The following is a 19348-nucleotide window of genomic DNA, read 5'->3' on the forward strand; positions in this document are numbered from 1 at the left end:
TACCTTTGAAGTAAAAATTAAGAATGAGACTGCCAGAAAGTTCACACCTTATCAGGGTGACCTGCCCCCAGGATGCGATTATTGGCGAGACGAGATGGTTTTTATTCTCTTCTTATATACCCAAATACAAAGAGAATGCCTGCACGTTATCTACTTCTGTGCGGCATTCTCCCGTGGGATGAGCACCTTACTCAGTTAAATGTCACCAGCATCTCCGCAGCTGCATCGACCGCTCCTTCTGGCAGGCTACTTCCTGCCGAGCACAACCGCCAGGTGACCTGGTGGTTCAGACTCTTGCTGGTTTCTGAATTTGTGATGGCCCCCAGTTTTACTGGCTTGTTATCAAAGGGGATCCCGCTGGTGCTCGTACATGCCCCGCTCCCCGTCGCCCCGTTACTGATTTCACCGGTTATCCAACCACCGCCCTGCCGCAGGGCCAGTCTGGCGGCGTTTCCTGAATCCAGCCCGGTGATCGCACGAAACTGAAGGTTAATATTCGCACTAATTTTATTGTCTGGCTGCCCGCAGGTAGTGATTAATGGATAACTTAGCAAAGCCAGTTGTGCACCCGCTTCGGTGATACGCGTCACATTCTTAAAGTCGATGGCAGTGGGCGTATTTACCGTGCACTCAAGCGAAGAGATGCGCAGGGTAATGTCGTTCGGCAGAATCTGAGTGGATCTATCACCCGAGCCAACCGCAGAGAAAGACCCAAAATACATCGTAGGCACTCTAACCTCCGCATTTTTTTGATTTCCATCAGCCACGATAACCCACGTACCAACCAAACTCGCAGTTCTGTTACCATAAGTACTGTAGAATCTTTGATTCTCTGACATTGAAGGAGGGAGGCACCATTCATATCCAGTGTGAGGCATTGTAGTTGCTCCCGCCGACGTGTTTCCTTTTGTCTGGGGAAGGCCAACTGTCCCTGTTAAGGTTTCATAAGAACCTTCATATCGATAATACGTTGCTGTGCCGGTTGCGCGGGGAATGAGCCCTGCTCCGGAATCCCCCAGAGGCAGAGCCCAATAACCTGCAATCTGTTTAAGTGATGTGGGTCCCGTACATACTGCAGATGAATTTGAGACAGACAGTAATCCATACCTCAGGAAAAGCACCGGACTATCCAATGCGCCCGTTAGCCTCTTATTAAAGGGCAAGCCTTCCCAAACAATACCACTACCTTTACCGATGGTTATCACTTCGGCCGAGGCCGGAAAGACTGCCGCCAGAATGAGGGGCAGCCCGCATAATTTACGCATAATGTTCTTCATTTTATTGCTCACATTGAATTTTTAAAGACCGTACAGGGTTATTTGCTGAAAACGCCGCATGCTTTAGATCGTAACTTGCCCTGCACTGTTGTTCAGGAGCGGCTCCCCACTTTGCGCGCAGGCGGCCCTGTTCAGGCAGACCGCTCAGGTAAACCTGCCCGGCATCGCCCATAATCCCCCTTTGGTCTTCGGCGTCTGCGCCCTCAAGCGTCACTAATGCGCCAAAGGGTATTGGCTTACTCGCGCGAGTGAGCGTCAGTAATGCCTGATAGCCCAGACGGGTGGCAAACGTTGCCTTTACAACGGCACCTTTGGTGGGTGAGACGTTCACGCTGCTCTGCGTAAGATCGACATTGTCCGGTAAGGATATAGGGTTGAGCGTAATAGCATTGTTCTGATAGGCCGAAAGATAGGGCACGACGGCATATCCCTTACTATCGGTGCGCACTGAACCGTTCATGATTTCAGCATCTTGCGCGTGTGGGGCGCTCACCAGTGCAATTGAGGGGCCCTGCTGCTGGCTCAACGTTATGCCACCGGCATGTACTACCATTCCGCCGTTGCCACTCATGTTAATGGCATCGACGCTGCGACTATGACTATATCCGGCACTGAACATGCCCTTACTCCCCTGCCAGCTCGCGTTTAGGGTACTGGTCGCGGCATTATTATTACCGTTCCCCCAGCCTTCCATAGCGCTATAGGTCAGACGATCGTCCAGAGCCGAGCCGTTGATGCCAGCCTGCTGCTGCACTCCACCGTGGCTGTTATGCGTGATCTGGTAGTTCGCATAGTTGCGGCTCACTGTCTGCGCACGGCTGAACGCGCTGAATGGAACCTGGAGATTCATTGAAAGCTGTCGGTTTTGCGGCCACTTACCATCAGATTTGAGACGATCGATGCTATAGGCCAGTCCGTAAGTTACGACGCCCAGGCTGCCGTTGTAACCCGCTGACAGCGTAGTATTTGTCTCCTCCTGGCCCCAGTAATCCTGACGCGAACCGGAAAGATAGAGCGAACCCCAGGAACTCAACTGCTGGCTTAAACGCACCTGTAACTCCGATCGCTGTCGGGCCAGAGCCCAGGGCACCTGATCATCCTCAAGGCGGTATCCCATATTGTTAAAATCGGCAAAGTTAAGGTAATCCTTGGTCGAATAGCGATAGGCGGTAAGATCAACCGAGGTACCGGTACTGAGCATACTTTTGGCGTATCGTAGCCGGTATGACTGCCCGTTCTGCCTTTGCCCGTCGCGCAACGTGGCGGATGACAGCGTCATATCCGCAGACACGGCGCCGAGCCCTCCCAGCGATACGCCGGTACCCGCTACCGCTGAAAGGTAATCTTTTGCCCCGAGTCCGCCGCCGTACAGAGTGATGTTATGGGGAAGACCATACATCAGCGTGCCCAGCACAAATTCTGCCTCGCGCGAATCGGTGGTTATCCCGCCGTTATATCGGCCAGCGGTTAATTCATACTTAAGCCCGCCAGGGCGCTGCATTACCGGTAGCGACGAAAAGGTTTGGGTCCAGGTTCTCACGCTTCCGTCTGCCTCAGTCACGGTAACGGTTAAATCGCCGCCCTGGCCTGTCTGGTACAGGTCTTCAATACGAAAAGGCCCTGCGGCAACATAGGTTTGATAGACCACGTTGCCGTTCTGGCTGATGCTGATAAGGGCATTGCTCTGGGCGATGCCGGTCACCACCGGCGCAAAACCGCGCAGGCTGACAGGCAGCATATCTTCATTTGAGGTTAGCCTGACGCCGCGGAACGGCACGCTATCGAAGACGTCGTTCAGGGTAAAGCTTTCCCCAAGGAGAAATTCCGATCTCCAGGCACGGATATCCCGCTGGAGATAAGTATTGGTAAATTGAGTCTTTTCATAACGCTGGGTCGCTCCCTGGCCTGTGTTGCTTTCGTTACGGGTGTAACTCATGTCGCTGCGCAACCTCCAGGCCTGCCAGTTCAGGCCGCTATGAAAGTTCGCAAACAGGTTGGTTTGATCGCTGCTGGCCTGCTCATAAAGGCCATCCTGACGGCTATGACCTGCGCTGAGAGAGTAGTTCAGCAAAAAAGCAGGAATGCCATCGTCCCATTTAGCCGGATCCACTGCTCCCCGGATGTTTGGTTTCATCGCTATCTGAGGGATACTCAGTTCGAGCCGCAGCTGTGATAATTCAAAGTGGACCCGGGCGTCGGGGATCAGTATTTTCAGGTCGTTTATCGGTTGGTCGACAGCCAGACCGCTGAATGACTGTAAAGCAGCCGTGTTCACCCCCGCTTCAGCAAGCAGCTCAGGAGTTAGCTCAGGTTCAGCCTTTCCATTTTTATTTTTAAAAACAATTGATTGCTGGCCTAACTCCTGCTGATTCACAACCAGCATAACTAAATAAGTGCCAGCGGGTATATTCCCGGCATTTTCGAAGAGGCTCATATCTGTCACTACCGTCTGGCCGTCAAGAGCCAACAGAGCGGGATCAAAATAGTCTCGAGCCCAGGCTTTTGGAACCGCAGCATCAATCGTGTTATCAACAAGAAGCGTTAACATCGCTACGGCAACTGGATGTATTTTCATGTTTTTATTTCCGTTTGAATATTCAGTCTCTCTACCAGATGACTGATATTCGTGTATTACAGGGGCTGTTTACTGACGGGCGTGTTCCAGCCGTCTTCATCAATCAACTGCCATGTGACTTCTCCCCGGCGATCGGGCGGCATGGCATAAGCCTGCTGACCGAAGGGAGGTACCATAAGGCGCAGCTCCGCGTTACTGAGGAGCGCGTTACCTACGGCAAGGCGTGAGAAGGTCAGCCAATAGGGTGTGGGGTTGCTGGCGATCAGCTGAGAGCCCTCCCGGTGGAAGCGTAGACGGGGTGCCATATCTGCCACGGCGCGTTTGCTTAGGCCCTCCGGGCGATAAAATAGCTTTAGGTTGCTTACGACCGTCATGACCATTTTTCCCTGCTCCGGCGTGGAATGCTGGGAAGGCATGGCCCTCATTGAGACAAAGAACACCGACTCTCGATCGGTAGGAAGCGAAACGTCATTGCGGCGTATGCGCACGGTCAACTCGCTGTTGCCTTCCAGACGCGACAGTGGCGGTGTTATGACGAACGGCATGGCGGTATGAGACTGATAGTTAAAATCCAAGTCACCGGTCTTCTCATCCACTGGACGAATCCTGGACTGAATCAGATAGGCATCTGGGGTGGTATTGCCCGCCGTGAGTGTTACACCCTGTGCGGCAGCCTCGGGGTAGATCAGTCGCAAAACGTGGAAAGTGATGCCCGGAGGTGAGCTTTCTTCTGCGTGAAGAGTGCCGCTGACCATCAGAAAACAGGCTGTAATAAAGTACAAAATGCGCATCATCATGCTTATCCTTTACTGCTCAAAATGTCTGGCTACACGGCTCAGAGTGGGTACCGTAATCGGTGATGGTCTGCCATATCGCCCGACGTAACGGGCGCTCCACCGGCAGGGCCAGACTGTCATACGGTGCAATCATTGACTTCTGCGCGGGGATGGCCATGACGTGATCGTTTACCTTCAGGACGCTCAACGTCTGAAAGTAAGGCGTAGGATTGGCAATACGAAGTTCGCCGCCCTGCGCGCTGACGATCAGGTGACAGGCGGCATCATTCCGCGCAAGCTGCAATCCGACTGGTCGATAAAACAGCTTCAGCACAAAACGCACCCCAACGGAGAGTTTTCCGGCGTCCGGGACGGGCCCTTCATGCGACGGCATCGCTATGACCGAGAGATAAAAAAGCGATTCCCGATCGGCGGGCAAGGAGGCCTGCTTTAGTAAAATGCGCAACTGTTGGCTGCTGTTACCTTTGAGAGGGAACAGCGGCGGCGTGACGATGAACGGCGCATCGTCATTTTCTGCTTCGGACAGGATGCGGCTGTGAATCAGCCAGCTCCGACTGCTGTTGTTCTTAACTGCTACGGTTTGCGCAAGATCCTCTGAAGAAAAAATCACCCGAGTCTGGTTCAGGCTGATACCGCCCTGTTGGGCATTGGCAACAACCGCGCTGAGTAACAACAGCACGGGAGCCATAAGGGTAAAAAGAGAGGGCATCACCTTGTCCTTACTGATAGGCAAACGTAAACGTCAGACTCGCTGTGACTGCGCCGGTCGTAGCCTTTGCACAGCTGGTAGTGCTCACGCATGTCGCACCTGCATAAAAGGTGTGAGACTGCGTGACCGGAATTTTCCCAGCGGCGGCCAGCTGTATGGCGGTACCGCTCATGATTTCTGACTGGGAGTGGGCTGGAGGTGTATTGCTTTTTATAACCATTATTCCGACGCCCTCTGCTGAGTCGCTATTACGAAACAGCCAGCGGTTGTCCTGGCGGACACCCGCGCCGCTGACAACGACTACCGGCGTGAGCGTGCCGCCCTCGCCGCCTGTGCAGTCAGTGACGGAAAGCGTGAACGGCTTTGCGTTAACAAGCTGCGCCGGTGTTAATGCCGAAAGGGACAGGCTTCCCAGAGGAAGCGTGCTCTTATCGAGGCTGAGTGAACAGGTGCCGTTGGTTAGCGTTGCAGAAAAATTCAACGGAATAGCCATGGCGGTAACGGGCAGCAGACAGGCTGTGGCGAACGAGGCCAGCAGCATACCTTTAAGGTATGGTTCTACTAAACTCATGGTTGCCTCCGGTATCGTTTATGGTCTGCCATTTTATGGCGCGAGCTGTAGCAACCGACCAGGTATGGCTGCCCCCAGGAGGAAGCATCAGAGCTGCAGGGCTGTCGAGCGGGAGCTGTTTATTGTCTGCCTCCAGCATCGCCAGGCTGACAAAGTAGGACGACGGATTACTGACTTTAAGCCCCCCGGCTACGCGCTCAAACGTCAGTCCACCCTGGGCGGCTTCCGACGTACCTTTTATGCCTGCCGGGCGATAAAACAGCTTAATAATCTTACCGACGCCAAAGTGGACGTTGCCCTGAATAGCATTCGCCGACTGTTCGTTATCTCCCTGCGCACCTGAAGGAATGGCTTTGGTATGCAGGTAGAATATGGATTCTCGATCGCGCGGCAAAGGCGCACCCTTGAAGGAGATACGCAGTTGGTTAATACTTTGGGGCTCAAGGCGAAACAGCGGCGGTGTTACGGTGAAGGGCGCTGGAGCCCACGATTGCTGCTGATTACTGACGCTGCTTTGCACCAGATAAGGGGTTTTCGACTCGGTATTGCGCACCGTAGTGCTTATACTGCCCGCATCTTCTTTATAAATCAGTCGGGTAGCATTGATGCCAAACCCGTTAGCCTGTGCCGAAAGGGCGGCAGCAAGCAGCGCAGGAAGCAATGCAAACCAGGAAATAAAGCGTGACATAATGTCTCCGGTAAAAGCGGGCCGGTGGCCCGCTAAATATCATCAGTTGTAGGCAAAGCTGAAGATAATTGGCGCGCTGACTGCACCAATATCAGGGGTCATGGAGGTAGAGGCCAGGCCGGCCTGTAAACTGACGGACTTACCGTTAAAATCACCAGCAGCAGGCGTCGCGCCTGCGGTGGCGACAGCAATCTTTTCACCAGCGCTGAGATAAGTTGATGGCGTAGATACCTGGCTAATCATTACACCCGTGTTAGTACCGGTGCTGTTAAAAATGTTTGGATTACCACCAAGAGTCTGTCCGGAAATGACCAGGTTCGCCTTATCACCGGCGACTTTTGGCTTTTCGCAATTACTCAGGCCTACAGTGAACGTTTTAAGGCTGCTGGCGATCGGTTTCGCCACCGAAATAAAATCAGTCTTTGTAAAGTTACCCAGATCCAGTGTACTGTTAGAAACAGACACGTCACACGTAGCGGCTACTACGTTTGCAGTAATGTTCATTGTGGCGTTGGATGCGGCATTAGCCACGCTGGAACAGGCAAGCAGAGCTAAAGCAATGGGTGCCATAGAATAAATTGAATTACGCATTTAAGTTCCTTAATAAATAAAGTTTAAACAAGGTTAATATTTTCAGGAGAAAGCCTTTTAAGCCTGTTGAAGAAAGCTCCGTTCTTCTGACCAGCGGCATAATAATAATTTTTAAAATTTGTTAAATGAGATTTTCCTCTATGTTTTTTCTTTTTATCTTAAGAATTCATCTTACAAAACAATAGATTTGTTTAAATCATTGTTTTTAAATAATTTTAAACTTGCATTTTAAGTTTTCTTTTATTTGATTTTTTTTAAAAAAAGCAGATTTATTTTAATTTACATGTCATACTCATGTTTAAAAAAGAATGCAACCGGAGAAACGGCGTCAATGACATTTATAATTTTTAACACCATAGCCTTTCGAAGCGATGATGGTGCATTGTGGAACCTGGGGCAGCCCCAGCGGAAATCTTTATTGACAACCATCCCTGCGAGGCTCTTTACATATCTTTTAGAAAATGTAGATAAAATTATCAGCCGCGAGGAGTTGCTGAACAACATCTGGGATAAATATGGTCTTGAGCCATCGAATAACTCTGTAAACCAGTACATCTCTATGATCCGCAAACTTCTTGTTGAACTCGGCTGCGACGAAGAGATTATACAGACCCTTCCGCGTATGGGTTTTTTCATTGAGGGCGGAAAGGTCGCTGTAAGTGATAAGCACCAGACAGAAAAAAAGGATTTATCTGGCCCGGATATATCCTCGCGAAAGCCAACGCTTTGCTGGCAAAAAGTAGGACTAATGGTTTTCGCAGCAGTTACGACGCTTTTTCTGATTATTCAGCCTTTTAGCACAGCATTAAACGCCACGGACTATCACTTTCCCTCTTCTAAACTCTATAAATTTGGGACCATTGATGCTTGTCCTGTTTATAGCTTGCGTCCGGTTCCGTCGGAGATCGCAGGACGTAAAGAACAGCTTGCGCGCAACCTTTCCTCAGGAAAGTTAGCCTGTGTTGCCGATGCGATATTTATTTTCCAGTCGAGTGAGCGGGTAATGCAAGATAAGACCGTCCGGATCTTTATGACGCGCTGTATTCAAAGCAGTAAAAATTCAGATAATTTTTCAGACTGTAAGGCCATCTATGATTTCTCTGCATAAATACAAAATCGTTAAGTTGATTGGTGTAGCCTGCGCGTTACTCGCGATAGGCGCTCTCTTTAATGGCACGATGCATTATTTTGTCGTTAAGGAGAAAGGGCCAAAGGTCGATTGCTCCGCTTTTTTTGCCACCCAGACTGAGATTCAGACAGATGGCGTTATGACTCTACATCTGGATGGTATGGGCCATGGCCGAATTAATCTTTCTGCCGCTGCACGGAATAGCACGACGCAAAAAAACTATAATCTTTTGCGTGATATAAATTTTAATTACACTTATGAAGGTGAGGGATACTTGTCCATAAAGCCTCTGGCTTTCACCCGAACCGTCAGCGATGATATGCCCGACGATCTTTTTAACCGGGCCATTTTTGATACCTCTGGTGAAACCCGGCGGTTAAGAATCACCAAACTGAAAAACGGCTATATCATATGGAATGCTTTCTCCCCTGCTTTGATGTGCATCCAGTCCGATTAATGCAGGAGCACCACAACTCATCAACAGTTTGCGGCGCTTATAGCGTATTACGTTCACATCTATGTATAAATAGTTCATTAAAATTTCTGAAACCATGTCTTTTGGCTGCCTTAACCTTGTAACCGCTCACGGTCTTTACCGACAAGTGGAGCATTTTGGCCACCTGCGTCTGTGAATAGCCCTGAAGCAGCAGGTGTATAACGCGCTGCTCTTTAGAAGTTGATTCTAATAATTCCCCGACAATATCCCCAAAAACGCTGTCACCTAGCGCTTTTGGCTTGGCTGTCCCTAAAATTCGGATCTGATTTTCCAGTTGCTGAAAAAGTATTTTCTTACTCACTACAATGTCGGACAGGTGTTTAATCGAGGATGAAATATCATCTTCGCTATCGCATAGGGTAACGATATATACATTACTGTTGGCTTTACGATGCATATAGAGTTTTTGAATAATCTCATAGCGGTTAGCACGATCGCCATCAATAAAAATAATGGGGAAATCAGCAAACTCTTTGTTTTCATGCCGTTCTGCCTCAATCATCTGTAAAATTGAAGTAAAGGCTATGCGGCTAAAAGAGCACGCATACGTGATATCACTTAATAACATGGAATATTCTCCAGATAGTTCAATAGCATAGAACAAGCTATGCTAAAAACGCATAGCAATAATCATTAAAAAAGTAACCCACCAGAATGGTTGGGATGATAAATGTACAGACAATGACGCCGATAGGTAACTTATAATGCTTTATGCGCTAATTATAGTTTTATATTCTGATTTATAATATAAATAGAGCAATATAAAGCATAAATCGCTATCCCGATGGTCGAGGAAGATGAGCAAGAAAAAAGGAATGTTAATAACAAGCTAACGTTTTAGCGGGCATCAAGCGGAGTGTTGAAGCCAGTTAAGGTACAGCTCATTGAAGTTTCTTACCCCATAGCGTTCGACAGCCTTGTTTTTATATGCGCTCACCGTTTTAACAGAGATATTGAGCAATTGTGATATTTCTGTTTGTGAGTGACCATTGAGTAAGAGTGTAAGTACGTTGCGTTCTTTTTCTGAAATTCTAAAAATATCTCCCATGATGTCACCAAACACGCTGTCAGTGACCACCTTTGGCTTTCTGGAGAGAATAATATTTATGATTGTTTCTAACTTATCATAAGAGATTTGTTTTTCGAGCACACAATCGGACATATGCCAAATTATGGGTGAGTATTTTTTGCTGTGGTTGATAAGAGTTATCACATATAACATCTCATTAGTTCTGCGCATTTCATAGACTATCTTCAGCGTTTTATGGATGTCGGAAGAATCCCCGTCAACAAACTTAATACAGGCTTCAACAGCCACTGGCGCCGTAGAAATAGAGTCGACAATAGACTTGAAGGCTATTCTGCTAAAACTACACCTGTAATTATTATTCAACAATACTAATGGCATACCAACCTCCTTGTTGCTTAAAGCTTAAGTGTGGCTGTCTTAACACATACGCAGCAGCACGTTTTACGATAATGTTTTCCCGCAGACATGTCTGGAGATAATCCAGTTAATGCTGGACAGTTTTATGCGATATCAACGCGTCAGTCACTCTTGATTGATAAAATTCAGCTAATACCCAGGCGATCGTCTCCTCCATTCAATCATTGAGTAAGACCTGCAATAAAAGTTTCAAGTGAAACAGATTTCGGTGAATTATATCCGCGCTTTTTGTAAGCCGTCAAATGTCTCAATGTCATCATGTAAAATAACTATATGAGTGACTTCAGCTTAAAAATCATAAGGTTATGGCGGAGATGTTTGTTCACGACGTATTATTTAGGATGTTGAGAAGAAAAAAAAAGAAAGATCCTACTTTGTATGGAAATGAGTGATAAATAAATGTCAAAAAATGATTATATGCATTGGTTAATGATACTGTTTGAAGGGAGTATAACGTTGACCTGTCAGAAAAATCGCAGAAAGATATACACTCTGGCCCAGCGTGCGCAGAGTACTCGCTGGGCCAGCTAACATGCTTTGTCAGCCCTAAATGTCCCTACTTCAGCTTATCTATCCACTGGGTAATTTTGCTTTTCGGCTGCTCGTCACAGATCTTCAACAGCTGCGGAACCGAGATGGTTTCCACTTCATTCCAGTCAACAAAATCTCCACCTTTATAATCAGTATCTTTGTTAACCACCCAAAATGCTACAGGAGTCATCGCTCGCGGATTAAGATCGATATATTCATGGCAGGTCATATTTTCTGGAGTGGATTCACCGATCGATGGCGTGATGTTGGCAAAAGCCACATTGCACAGCCATAATGCAGACATTGAACCTAAAATAGCCTTAGTGAAGTATTTCATTATGATATCCTCATTAATAGTGAGATAAGAGTGAACGTAAACCAGTTAGTGTGCGCTGCTGAATGCGCTAGGAGCATTTTTTAACGCAAATGACGTTATCAGCGAAAACCATGCGCAGAACAATAGTTCGAGACCAATGACCATCGTGGTAATAAAGAAGTTAGCATTTGAACTCGCACTTAACCATATAAAGGCTATAGCTAAATCCAGTAATCCAATGAATATAAACCAGTAGCGACCCGCCATATTCCTGTCTTTAAACCCTGCGGTTATGCGGCACAAGCCACCAAAAATGAACAGGAAGCAAAACAGTAAGGACAGGATATTAATACCCATTACAGGATTAATAATAATTTTATAACCCAACAATATATAAATCAGACTAAAAATAAACACAGATAATGTCGAGATGAAAGTACATCTTTTAACAGCACCTATACTGGTTAACATATAAATACCGCAGGCTATGAATATAACCCCTGTTAAATCACCAAGCGCAAGACCGGCGTAAAAGGGAATAAGCAAGCAAGCAACACTGCAAATAAAAAGTAACCCACCCATTATTAATGTCTTTTTTCTGTATTTTAAAAGCAAACCCATGCTCAAATTTTTTATATTTGAGCTATTAATTAGCATCATATCGACTCCCTTGAGGTATGTTAACCATTTAACCTTAAATATGATTATAATGGCGGTAGAACCGTTTTATCTATAGGAGTAGAGGTGAGCTTTAATCATCTACGTCCTACAATTGTCAGACCTTTAGCTATCGTGTGGCCTGGCGGTATTAAAAGGCGGCTTAGCCAACCAGACTAACAGTGTTAATCCCAGAAATACGATCGCAGAAAGGTGAAAAATATCGTTGGCAGACATCAATAAACTTTGCGAGGTAGTGATGTCATTGATATATACCTCCGCCTGACGTTGATCGAGCCCCAGACTATGTAACCTTTCAAAAAGCGTAATTGATGAGGGGTTATAAGCATTGATCGACTCCGTCAGGTGGGCATGATGGAACGACTCTCGTCGACTCCATAGCGTCATCGTTATGCTGGTGCCTATTGATCCTGATAGAGTGCGGAAAAAGTTACTCAGGCTGGTCGCTGAGGCAAATTTTTCAGGTGACAAACCTGATAACGAGATCGTCGTGAGCGGTAAAAAAAAGCAGGCCACGGCAATACCCTGGATAAATTGCGGTATCACAACCCAAAAGAAATCAAGTTCAGGATTAAAAGTGATCGCACGCCAGTAGTAACAGAGCGCATAAATCATAAAGCTACAGGTAACTAACACGCGCATGTCTATATTCGCGCCATATCGGCCAATTAACGGGGCGATGATTAGCGGCATGATTCCGATGGGCGCATAGGCAAGGCCAGCGTATATTGACGTGTAGTTGAAGACGATTTGCAGCAACTGGGGCATCAGGACGATGGCACCCGCATAGATCAAATACGCGCTGGCAATGCAAATCATACCGATGGAGAAGTTTCGCGATCTGAACAGGCTGAGATCTATTATCGGGTTATCATTAGTCGCTTCCCAGATAATCAGCAGACCGATACCGAATACAGCCATAATCGTTAATATAATGATTATGTTCGAGTTGAACCAGTCGAGATCTTTCCCTTTATCCAGCATAATTTGCAGGCTGCCAACGCCAAGCGTAAGTAAACTCAGGGCAACCAGATTTATCTTCACCGTCGTCGTTGGAGTCTCTCTGTCCTTGAGAAGATAAGCCGTTAATGACAGAACAATCCCTCCAAGAGGCACGTTAATTAAAAATATCCAACCCCAATCGTAGTTTTCGCATATATACCCTCCGATAATCGGCCCAAATATCGGTGCAATAATTACCGTCATGGACCACATAGCTAGCGCCAGGTTTCTTTTCTCCGGCGGATAATTACGCAGGAGCAAACTTTGCGATAACGGGATCAATGGCCCAGCAACCAGCCCCTGCATCACCCTGAAGCATATTAACATTTCCAGATTGACTGATAGCCCGCAACACAAAGAGGAAAGAGCGAATAAAGCCACTGAAAATAAAAACAGCCGGCGCTCGCCAAATCGCTGGGCAAGACGACCGGTAACAGGAATGGAAATGGCATTTGCCACCCCAAACGAGGTGATGACCCAAGTACCTTCATCAGTTGAAGCGCCCAGAAAACCCGAAATAGTGGGAATAGCGACATTCGAAATTGTGGAATCCAGCATCTGCATAAAGGTGGCCATTGAAAGCGAGAGCGTCACCAGCAGTAATGGGACACCCTTCAGAGGCTCCTGCGCTGTTGTATTTTTCATAGATCACCTTGCGTTGGCTTGGATGATTGCAAGGATGTCGTTATCAATGCTCGTGGTATCAATCACCAGGGCATCGCTATGCCAGGCTGGCGATATACGCTGTGCGGTTGCCAGAGACTCTCCGCCGGTATGGGTTTCGTGTAGTGTTACTGTCGTTGATAAGCCGATGCGCAATGGATGCGCGTTGACTTGCTGAGGATCGAGTTTGATACGTACGGGAAGGCGCTGTACCACCTTGATCCAGTTACCGGTGGCGTTTTGCGCGGGGAGTATGGAAAAGGCGCTCCCGGTCCCCATGCTTATGCCTTCCACCTTGCCGTTAAACATAACTTTACTGCCATACAAATCGGTGACAACCGACACGTCTTGTCCAATTTTGATGCCGCTCAGCTGCGTTTCTTTAAAATTAGCCTCTACCCACATGTCGTCAGCAGGAACCACCGACAACAACGACTGGCCGCTGGTGAGCGTTTCGCCAACCTGAACATTGCGCTGAGCAACGTAGCCCGTCACCGGGCTAACTACCCGGGTTCTCTGGAGGGAAATCCACGCCTCCCTCACGCTGTCAGCAGCCTGCAAAATTTCGGGGTGTTTTTCCAGCACAGTGCCTGCTATCAAAGCATGGTTGCTGCGCAATGCTTCTCTGGCGACGTCCAGGGCAGCCTCGCTTTCGATAACCGCATTCCTGGCGTGCTGCAACTCTTCTTTAGAAATCGCCGCCACGCCGGCCAGGCTTTTTCGACGCTGAAAATCAGCTAACGTTTGCTGGTAAACAATGTTGCTCTTGCGAACGGCTGCGGCATATTGATCGTCGTTAATATATAGCTGCTTGATTTTCCTGACGCTATCAGCGAGGTTGTGTATCGCTTTCCGGTAATTAATTCGGGCATCGGTATCGTCCAGCGTAACGAGAACATCTCCTTTGAGTACTCGATCGGTTTCCTTGTAATGAACACTCATCACGCTGCCTGCAACCTGCGATGAAATAGCTATCTTATTCCCCATAATATAAGCATCATCAGTCGACTGGACAGCGCGAAAAAGATATAACCAACAGCCTGAGGCAACGGCTGCCATAATGAAAACTAAGCAGAAAATAAACATCATTTTCTTTCGTGTCTGTTGCCGTAAAGTTGTGATGTTTTTTTCCTGTTGTGGAGCATTCATATCAAAAGCCTTTCTCATCATTTGTAAATATGAGAGATCAAAAATGTAATGTAACTTACACATTGGTGTTAGTAACTTTCGCGATTCGATCAGGCGAAAACATTTTAATTGAGGGTGGAGTGGTTTTTTAAGCTATATAAAACATAGGATTGAATTGCACTTTGGCATAGTCAATCATGGTGATGATAATAAAATATGGGCATGGTAAAGAACAGCAGACGCATCGGAAATTGGTGCCAGCCAGGTCCTACACTCGTCATCCTGGCGGGCAAAAAAAAATAATTCAGAGTAAAAAAAATCTGTTTAGATAAATAATAGGATCCGGAGGATAAACTCACTCTATTGCAAAGCACTTAACAGGCGAATTGACACGGCCACTTTACGTCAGTGCGTGATTGAACATGTGAGGAACCCATCTTGAATGAACATCTTAATCTCAAGGCCGTCATCATCGATGATCATCCACTGGCACGCTTAGCAATTCGTAATGTACTGGAAAATGAGGGCATTATCATTCTTGCGGAAGCGGGAGACGGGGTTGAGGCCTTACGCAAGATCAACCAACTACATCCGGATATTGTGATTATCGACGTAGATATACCATTAATCAGCGGCATAGAAGTGGTTGAGAAATTACGTAAAATGCAATTTACCAAAAGTATAATTGTGGTATCAGCCAAGAACGATTTTTTCTATGGTAAACGCAGTGCTGAAGCTGGTGCTAACGGATTTATAAGTAAAAAAGAAGGGATGGCCAATATTCTTTATGCCATTCATGCCGCGCAGAGTGGCTACAGTTATTTCCCCTTTTCACTGAACGGGTTTGTCGGCAACATATCCAATGAACAGGAAATGTTGCTATCCCTTTCAAGCCAGGAGATAAAGGTAATGCGTGCCATCTTAAATGGTGCAGATAATATGCAGATCGCTTCCGACATGCATATCAGCAACAAAACGGTTAGCACCTATAAAAAACGCTTTATGGAAAAGTTGGGATGTCATTCACTGATGGAACTCTTTTCTTTTGCCAGCCGCAATAAAATTGGATAGAACCATGCGGTGTAAACTGGAATACCTTTTAATAACGCTATGTTGCATATTCACCTCTGGCTATTCGGCGGGCGCAGCTCCTGTCTCGCTAACGCTTTTCAGTAACAACGACATTATTGTTCCGCCGGTACCGTTAAATGATGAGGACTCGCTATGGCTGGTTCACAAGCGTACAATCAGCATTGCCATTTACGGGCCGGAAAAACCGCCATTGAGTACCAGCGATATCAACGGACGGTATCGGGGCATGAACGCTGATTATCTGCAATTGATGAAAAACGCACTCGGCGTTGCGCTCACGCTTAAATCTTACCCTGACCGCCAAAGCGCTGTAGAAGCGCTGCGGGCCGGGAAGGTTGACCTGGTATTGACTGACCCGGATGAGGCCGTTATTACTGAGCCATCTCTGGTCGCCTCGCTGCCGCTGGTAAAAGGCTATCCTGGCCTGGTGAGCCGTCAAAATGAGATGATGAAACCGCTGCACAGCAGTGACCAACGGGTCACGATTGCGATAACGCAACATTATCCTTCTGAAGATTTTATTAAACAATCTTTCCCGCACGCCATTATTGTCTCTTATCCAACGGTTTATCAGGCGTTGGAGTCGGTAGTGAAAATTCACAGCGATTATTATATCGGTAATAACATTACATCCAGTTTTATCATCTCGCGGGATTTCAATCATCTTCTGGAGATGACTCGCTTCTGGCAAAGGCCTCAAAACAGCAATCGGTTTCTGGCCGCAAATAATCAGAGCAAGCTGATTAAAATTATCAATTCCTTTATCCATTCTATGAACGAACCGCTGCATAATCAGATTGCTCAGTCATGGGTTGAGATAGGCAGCTTGACATTTTTAACCCGCCCGCTGGATTTAACGCCTCAGGAAAAACGTTGGCTGGAAAAACACGAACGCTTACGTGTGCTCGTCAATCCCTACTATGCCCCCTTTAGCCTGGTCGATAGCAGTAACGAGATCAGGGGTATCATCGGCGACATCATGAATTTGATCCATCTGCAAACGGGCCTCACTTTTGAGCCGGTAATAGCCAACTCCAACAAGGAGATGGCACACATTATGCGTAAGGGAGAGTGGGACATTGTTCCCTCGGCAACCTATAGCCCCGAACGGGCAGATGAAATCGCGTTTTCTCACCCCTTTATCTCCACCCCTTTTGTGATTGTGATGCGCTCGGGCGAGCAGGGTCCAATCGCATTAAAACCGGGTATGAAGGTCGCTATTCCCGTTTACCACACCCTTTCGGAAAAGCTAAGAAGGCAGCATCCCGGAATTGAATGGCATGATGTAGAAAACACCTGCGTAGCACTGAGCCTTGTGGCACAAGGGAAAGTGGATGCCGCCATCACTACGCAACTTACCAGCCGGTACCTCATCGATCATTACTATTCTGGGAAACTGGACTTCTCGCACATTCCCGAGGAGCCGCCGGCACAAATTAGCTTCGCCCTTCCTCGTGGAGAGCCTGAGCTTCAGAGCATCATTAACAAAGCACTGGATAATATTCCAGCGAAAGAGATACTTGGTATTGCCGGTAAATGGACCAGCATGTCAAATGTGCAGATTGAAACCTGGAATCTCTACAGTCGGCCATTCTATTGGGTGGTGGGACTGGCCACGCTACTGGTTCTTCTTTGTCTGATGTGGGGTGCCTATTTATTAAACTCCGTGCGCAGACGAAAGGCCTCTGAGGCCGCCCTGGGGTACCAGCTGACGCTGCGCCAAACCCTGTTTAATGCTATTCCTGTTCCGGTATATGTCATGACTGCGCAAGGCGAGCTTGATAGCTATAATCACGCCTTTGCCACCTTTTTCAGTCCCGAACTGCATGACAATATGCGGCTCTCGATGTTCGATCGTCGTCATCCCCTGGCCCATATTTTTCCGAAAATTCAACACGAAGTTGAGCAAGGCCTAACCCCAGATCTGGTTATTCCACATCAAACTGTGCTGCATAACGGCAAAGAAGAGCGATTGGTTTTACACTGGATGACGATATGTCGTCTGCCTGCATCCCGGCCGCCTCAACTTCTTTGCGGCTGGCAGGACATCACTGAATCACGCCAGCTCATGCAGGCATTGCAGGCGGAAAAGGACAAGGCCATCCGTGCAAGCCAGGCGAAAAGTAGTTTTCTGGCCAGTATGAGCCATGAGATCCGCACTCCGGTGAGCGCTATAATGGGCTTCCTGGAATTAATATCATCCGGTAACCAGTCGCCGAAAGAAAATGAGGAGTCTATTAAGTTAGCCTGGTCCACCGCCCAGTCGCTGATTGGTTTAATTGGTGAAGTTCTGGATATGGAAAAAATTGAATCGGGCAAATTAGAACTTAAACCCGAATGGGTCGATATCAAGGCGCTTATTTGTTCTACGCTCAGGAACTTTGAAGGGCTGGCAATTCAAAAAAAACTTCATCTGAGCAGCGATTATCGCCTGCCGGAAGAGAAAGCGCTCTGGCTGGATCCGCAGGCTATTAAGCAGATCCTGAGCAACCTCATCAGCAATGCCATCAAGTTCACCACCGAAGGCGGGGTGCAGATTTTTGCCGACGTGCGCATGCTGGAGAACGGGCAAGCGCAGCTGACTTTACGCGTTCAGGACAGCGGAGTCGGTATTTCTGAGCAGGAGCAAAAAATGCTCTACAAACCCTTTAGTCAGGCCAGCAGCGGAAAGCAGCACACCGGGTCAGGTCTGGGGCTGGTGATCTCACGTGAGCTGGCGCAGCTCTCCGGCGGAGAAATGCACATGACCAGCCTGCCGGGGGTGGGGACAATTGTTACGGTAACCCTGACCACCCGCATTTCAGAGCTCATCACGGGCGTCTCCGTATTGACCGACAGCGTGGAGGAGTTACCCAAAAATCTCCGCATCTTAATAGTGGACGATCATGCCACCAACCGACTTTTGCTAAAACGCCAGCTGATGGCGATCGGTTACGAGGTGATGGAGGCAAAAGATGGAATTGAAGCTCTGAACTTAATCAACTCATACACCTGCGATCTCATGATCACTGATATAAATATGCCGCTTATGGACGGCATCACCCTTACGCAGCGGGTTCGTGAGGTAAATCATACTATGATTATCTGGGGGCTTACTGCCAATGCACTGCCCAGTGAAAAAGAGCGGTGTTTACGCAGCGGCATGAATGCGTGTTTGTTTAAGCCGGTGCATTTAAAGCAGTTGCAAAAAGCACTGGGTAATCTCAAAAAGCTTTCGGCAGAACAGGCGCTGAGTAACCTAATCGACATGGAAACCGTTTACACCCTGGCATTAAACGATACCGCCCTGATAAGACAGATGCTCGAACAATCTTGCAGGGAAAATGAAAAGGATATTATTCATGCCCGCTCGGCAATGCTCGGGAGAAACTGGCAGCAGGCCAGGTACAGCGTCCACCGAATTAACGGAACCGCCCAGCTAATAGGCGCAGGGGCAATTCACGACCAGGCAGAACAGCTGGAGAATGCTTTAGCTATTGCTGCCGATCCCGCTAAGATTGAATCCCAAATGCATATCCTGGAGCAGCGCCTGAACGAGCTGAACGCAGCTATTAAGACTTTCTTATCGGATAATCGGTGACAGTGATAAGGGAAAGCTTACGAATGTAGTCTTGAGCGTACATCAATTACCGCCCCCTCTTATATCATTACTTTTTTG

General features: G+C 47.7%; 17 protein-coding genes. 4 read left to right on the top strand and 13 right to left on the bottom strand.

Translation table 11 applies throughout. The features are described 5' to 3' along the window. Positions 1 to 191: 191 nt before the first annotated feature. The 7 genes from NUX24_RS14880 to NUX24_RS14910 are packed head-to-tail and all read right to left on the bottom strand — an operon-like array spanning position 192 to position 7208. On the bottom strand, positions 192 to 1277 hold the full coding sequence (locus NUX24_RS14880) for a hypothetical protein (protein WP_257832496.1): 1086 nt from the start codon (positions 1275 to 1277) through the stop codon (positions 192 to 194). A 1-nt stretch (position 1278) separates the two neighbouring features. Next, complete coding sequence (locus tag NUX24_RS14885; protein ID WP_257832499.1) at positions 1279 to 3852, bottom strand: fimbria/pilus outer membrane usher protein; 2574 nt, start codon at positions 3850 to 3852, stop codon at positions 1279 to 1281. A gap of 56 nt (positions 3853 to 3908) precedes the next feature. Beyond that, positions 3909 to 4649, bottom strand: a complete 741-nt coding sequence (locus NUX24_RS14890) for a molecular chaperone (RefSeq protein WP_257832501.1) — start codon at positions 4647 to 4649, stop codon at positions 3909 to 3911. 16 nt (positions 4650 to 4665) lie between these two features. After that, positions 4666 to 5358, bottom strand: coding sequence for a molecular chaperone (locus NUX24_RS14895; protein WP_257832503.1), 693 nt, complete (start codon positions 5356 to 5358; stop codon positions 4666 to 4668). A gap of 10 nt (positions 5359 to 5368) precedes the next feature. Further along, entirely contained in the window at positions 5369 to 5929 is a 561-nt protein-coding gene (locus tag NUX24_RS14900; protein ID WP_257832505.1) for a fimbrial protein, read from the bottom strand. Beyond that, a complete protein-coding gene (locus NUX24_RS14905) occupies positions 5904 to 6617 on the bottom strand; it encodes a molecular chaperone (RefSeq protein ID WP_257832507.1) in 714 nt (237 codons plus the stop codon). The genes NUX24_RS14900 and NUX24_RS14905 overlap by 26 nt, the downstream gene beginning before the upstream one ends. A 42-nt stretch (positions 6618 to 6659) precedes the next feature. Next, complete coding sequence (locus NUX24_RS14910) at positions 6660 to 7208, bottom strand: fimbrial protein (protein WP_257832509.1); 549 nt, start codon at positions 7206 to 7208, stop codon at positions 6660 to 6662. Positions 7209 to 7539: 331 nt separating this feature from the next. Between NUX24_RS14910 and NUX24_RS14915 the strand changes: the two genes are divergently transcribed. Both NUX24_RS14915 and NUX24_RS14920 read left to right on the top strand, forming a co-directional pair. Then, positions 7540 to 8316, top strand: coding sequence for a helix-turn-helix domain-containing protein (locus tag NUX24_RS14915; protein ID WP_257832511.1), 777 nt, complete (start codon positions 7540 to 7542; stop codon positions 8314 to 8316). Then, complete coding sequence (locus tag NUX24_RS14920; RefSeq protein ID WP_257832513.1) at positions 8300 to 8794, top strand: hypothetical protein; 495 nt, start codon at positions 8300 to 8302, stop codon at positions 8792 to 8794. Before NUX24_RS14915 ends, NUX24_RS14920 begins: the two co-directional genes overlap by 17 nt. 37 nt (positions 8795 to 8831) lie before the next feature. Here the strand turns inward: NUX24_RS14920 and NUX24_RS14925 are convergent, their stop codons facing one another. The 6 genes from NUX24_RS14925 to NUX24_RS14950 all read right to left on the bottom strand — a co-directional run bounded on the left by NUX24_RS14925 (position 8832) and on the right by NUX24_RS14950 (position 14619). Beyond that, on the bottom strand, positions 8832 to 9401 hold the full coding sequence (locus tag NUX24_RS14925; RefSeq protein WP_257832515.1) for a LuxR C-terminal-related transcriptional regulator: 570 nt from the start codon (positions 9399 to 9401) through the stop codon (positions 8832 to 8834). 279 nt (positions 9402 to 9680) lie between these two features. After that, complete coding sequence (locus NUX24_RS14930; protein WP_257832517.1) at positions 9681 to 10241, bottom strand: LuxR family transcriptional regulator; 561 nt, start codon at positions 10239 to 10241, stop codon at positions 9681 to 9683. Positions 10242 to 10836: 595 nt separating this feature from the next. After that, positions 10837 to 11148: an HdeA/HdeB family chaperone gene (locus tag NUX24_RS14935; RefSeq protein ID WP_257832519.1), complete on the bottom strand. Its 312-nt coding sequence runs from the start codon at positions 11146 to 11148 to the stop codon at positions 10837 to 10839. Positions 11149 to 11193: 45 nt separating this feature from the next. After that, positions 11194 to 11787 carry a DUF308 domain-containing protein gene (locus NUX24_RS14940; protein WP_257832520.1) on the bottom strand — a complete coding sequence of 198 codons (594 nt, stop codon included), beginning with the start codon at positions 11785 to 11787 and terminating at the stop codon, positions 11194 to 11196. Between the two features lie 123 nt (positions 11788 to 11910). Then, a complete protein-coding gene (locus tag NUX24_RS14945) occupies positions 11911 to 13452 on the bottom strand; it encodes a DHA2 family efflux MFS transporter permease subunit (protein WP_257832522.1) in 1542 nt (513 codons plus the stop codon). A 3-nt stretch (positions 13453 to 13455) separates the two neighbouring features. Then, the gene (locus NUX24_RS14950) at positions 13456 to 14619 is read right to left on the bottom strand and encodes an EmrA/EmrK family multidrug efflux transporter periplasmic adaptor subunit (RefSeq protein ID WP_257832524.1); all 1164 of its coding nucleotides are present in this window, start codon (positions 14617 to 14619) and stop codon (positions 13456 to 13458) included. A gap of 417 nt (positions 14620 to 15036) precedes the next feature. On the opposite strand from NUX24_RS14950, the gene evgA reads away from it, so the two are divergent. Continuing rightward, positions 15037 to 15669 carry an acid-sensing system DNA-binding response regulator EvgA gene (evgA, locus tag NUX24_RS14955; protein ID WP_257832526.1) on the top strand — a complete coding sequence of 211 codons (633 nt, stop codon included), beginning with the start codon at positions 15037 to 15039 and terminating at the stop codon, positions 15667 to 15669. 4 nt (positions 15670 to 15673) lie between these two features. After that, positions 15674 to 19270, top strand: a complete 3597-nt coding sequence (locus NUX24_RS14960; RefSeq protein ID WP_257832528.1) for a transporter substrate-binding domain-containing protein — start codon at positions 15674 to 15676, stop codon at positions 19268 to 19270. Positions 19271 to 19348 lie beyond the last annotated feature (78 nt).

Source organism: Enterobacter sp. HG048 (genome assembly GCF_024702055.1).
GTDB lineage: Bacteria > Pseudomonadota > Gammaproteobacteria > Enterobacterales > Enterobacteriaceae > Enterobacter > Enterobacter dykesii.

What these genes read in the sequence shown, in the direction of transcription:
- NUX24_RS14880 (WP_257832496.1), bottom strand. Translation starts at nt 1,277, where the DNA reads ATGAAGAACATTATGCGTAAATTATGCGGGCTGCCCCTCATTCTGGCG.
- NUX24_RS14885 (WP_257832499.1), bottom strand. Translation starts at nt 3,852, where the DNA reads ATGAAAATACATCCAGTTGCCGTAGCGATGTTAACGCTTCTTGTTGAT.
- NUX24_RS14890 (WP_257832501.1), bottom strand. Translation starts at nt 4,649, where the DNA reads ATGATGATGCGCATTTTGTACTTTATTACAGCCTGTTTTCTGATGGTC.
- NUX24_RS14895 (WP_257832503.1), bottom strand. Translation starts at nt 5,358, where the DNA reads ATGCCCTCTCTTTTTACCCTTATGGCTCCCGTGCTGTTGTTACTCAGC.
- NUX24_RS14900 (WP_257832505.1), bottom strand. Translation starts at nt 5,929, where the DNA reads ATGAGTTTAGTAGAACCATACCTTAAAGGTATGCTGCTGGCCTCGTTC.
- NUX24_RS14905 (WP_257832507.1), bottom strand. Translation starts at nt 6,617, where the DNA reads ATGTCACGCTTTATTTCCTGGTTTGCATTGCTTCCTGCGCTGCTTGCT.
- NUX24_RS14910 (WP_257832509.1), bottom strand. Translation starts at nt 7,208, where the DNA reads ATGCGTAATTCAATTTATTCTATGGCACCCATTGCTTTAGCTCTGCTT.
- NUX24_RS14915 (WP_257832511.1), top strand. Translation starts at nt 7,540, where the DNA reads ATGACATTTATAATTTTTAACACCATAGCCTTTCGAAGCGATGATGGT.
- NUX24_RS14920 (WP_257832513.1), top strand. Translation starts at nt 8,300, where the DNA reads ATGATTTCTCTGCATAAATACAAAATCGTTAAGTTGATTGGTGTAGCC.
- NUX24_RS14925 (WP_257832515.1), bottom strand. Translation starts at nt 9,401, where the DNA reads ATGTTATTAAGTGATATCACGTATGCGTGCTCTTTTAGCCGCATAGCC.
- NUX24_RS14930 (WP_257832517.1), bottom strand. Translation starts at nt 10,241, where the DNA reads ATGCCATTAGTATTGTTGAATAATAATTACAGGTGTAGTTTTAGCAGA.
- NUX24_RS14935 (WP_257832519.1), bottom strand. Translation starts at nt 11,148, where the DNA reads ATGAAATACTTCACTAAGGCTATTTTAGGTTCAATGTCTGCATTATGG.
- NUX24_RS14940 (WP_257832520.1), bottom strand. Translation starts at nt 11,787, where the DNA reads ATGATGCTAATTAATAGCTCAAATATAAAAAATTTGAGCATGGGTTTG.
- NUX24_RS14945 (WP_257832522.1), bottom strand. Translation starts at nt 13,452, where the DNA reads ATGAAAAATACAACAGCGCAGGAGCCTCTGAAGGGTGTCCCATTACTG.
- NUX24_RS14950 (WP_257832524.1), bottom strand. Translation starts at nt 14,619, where the DNA reads ATGAATGCTCCACAACAGGAAAAAAACATCACAACTTTACGGCAACAG.
- NUX24_RS14960 (WP_257832528.1), top strand. Translation starts at nt 15,674, where the DNA reads ATGCGGTGTAAACTGGAATACCTTTTAATAACGCTATGTTGCATATTC.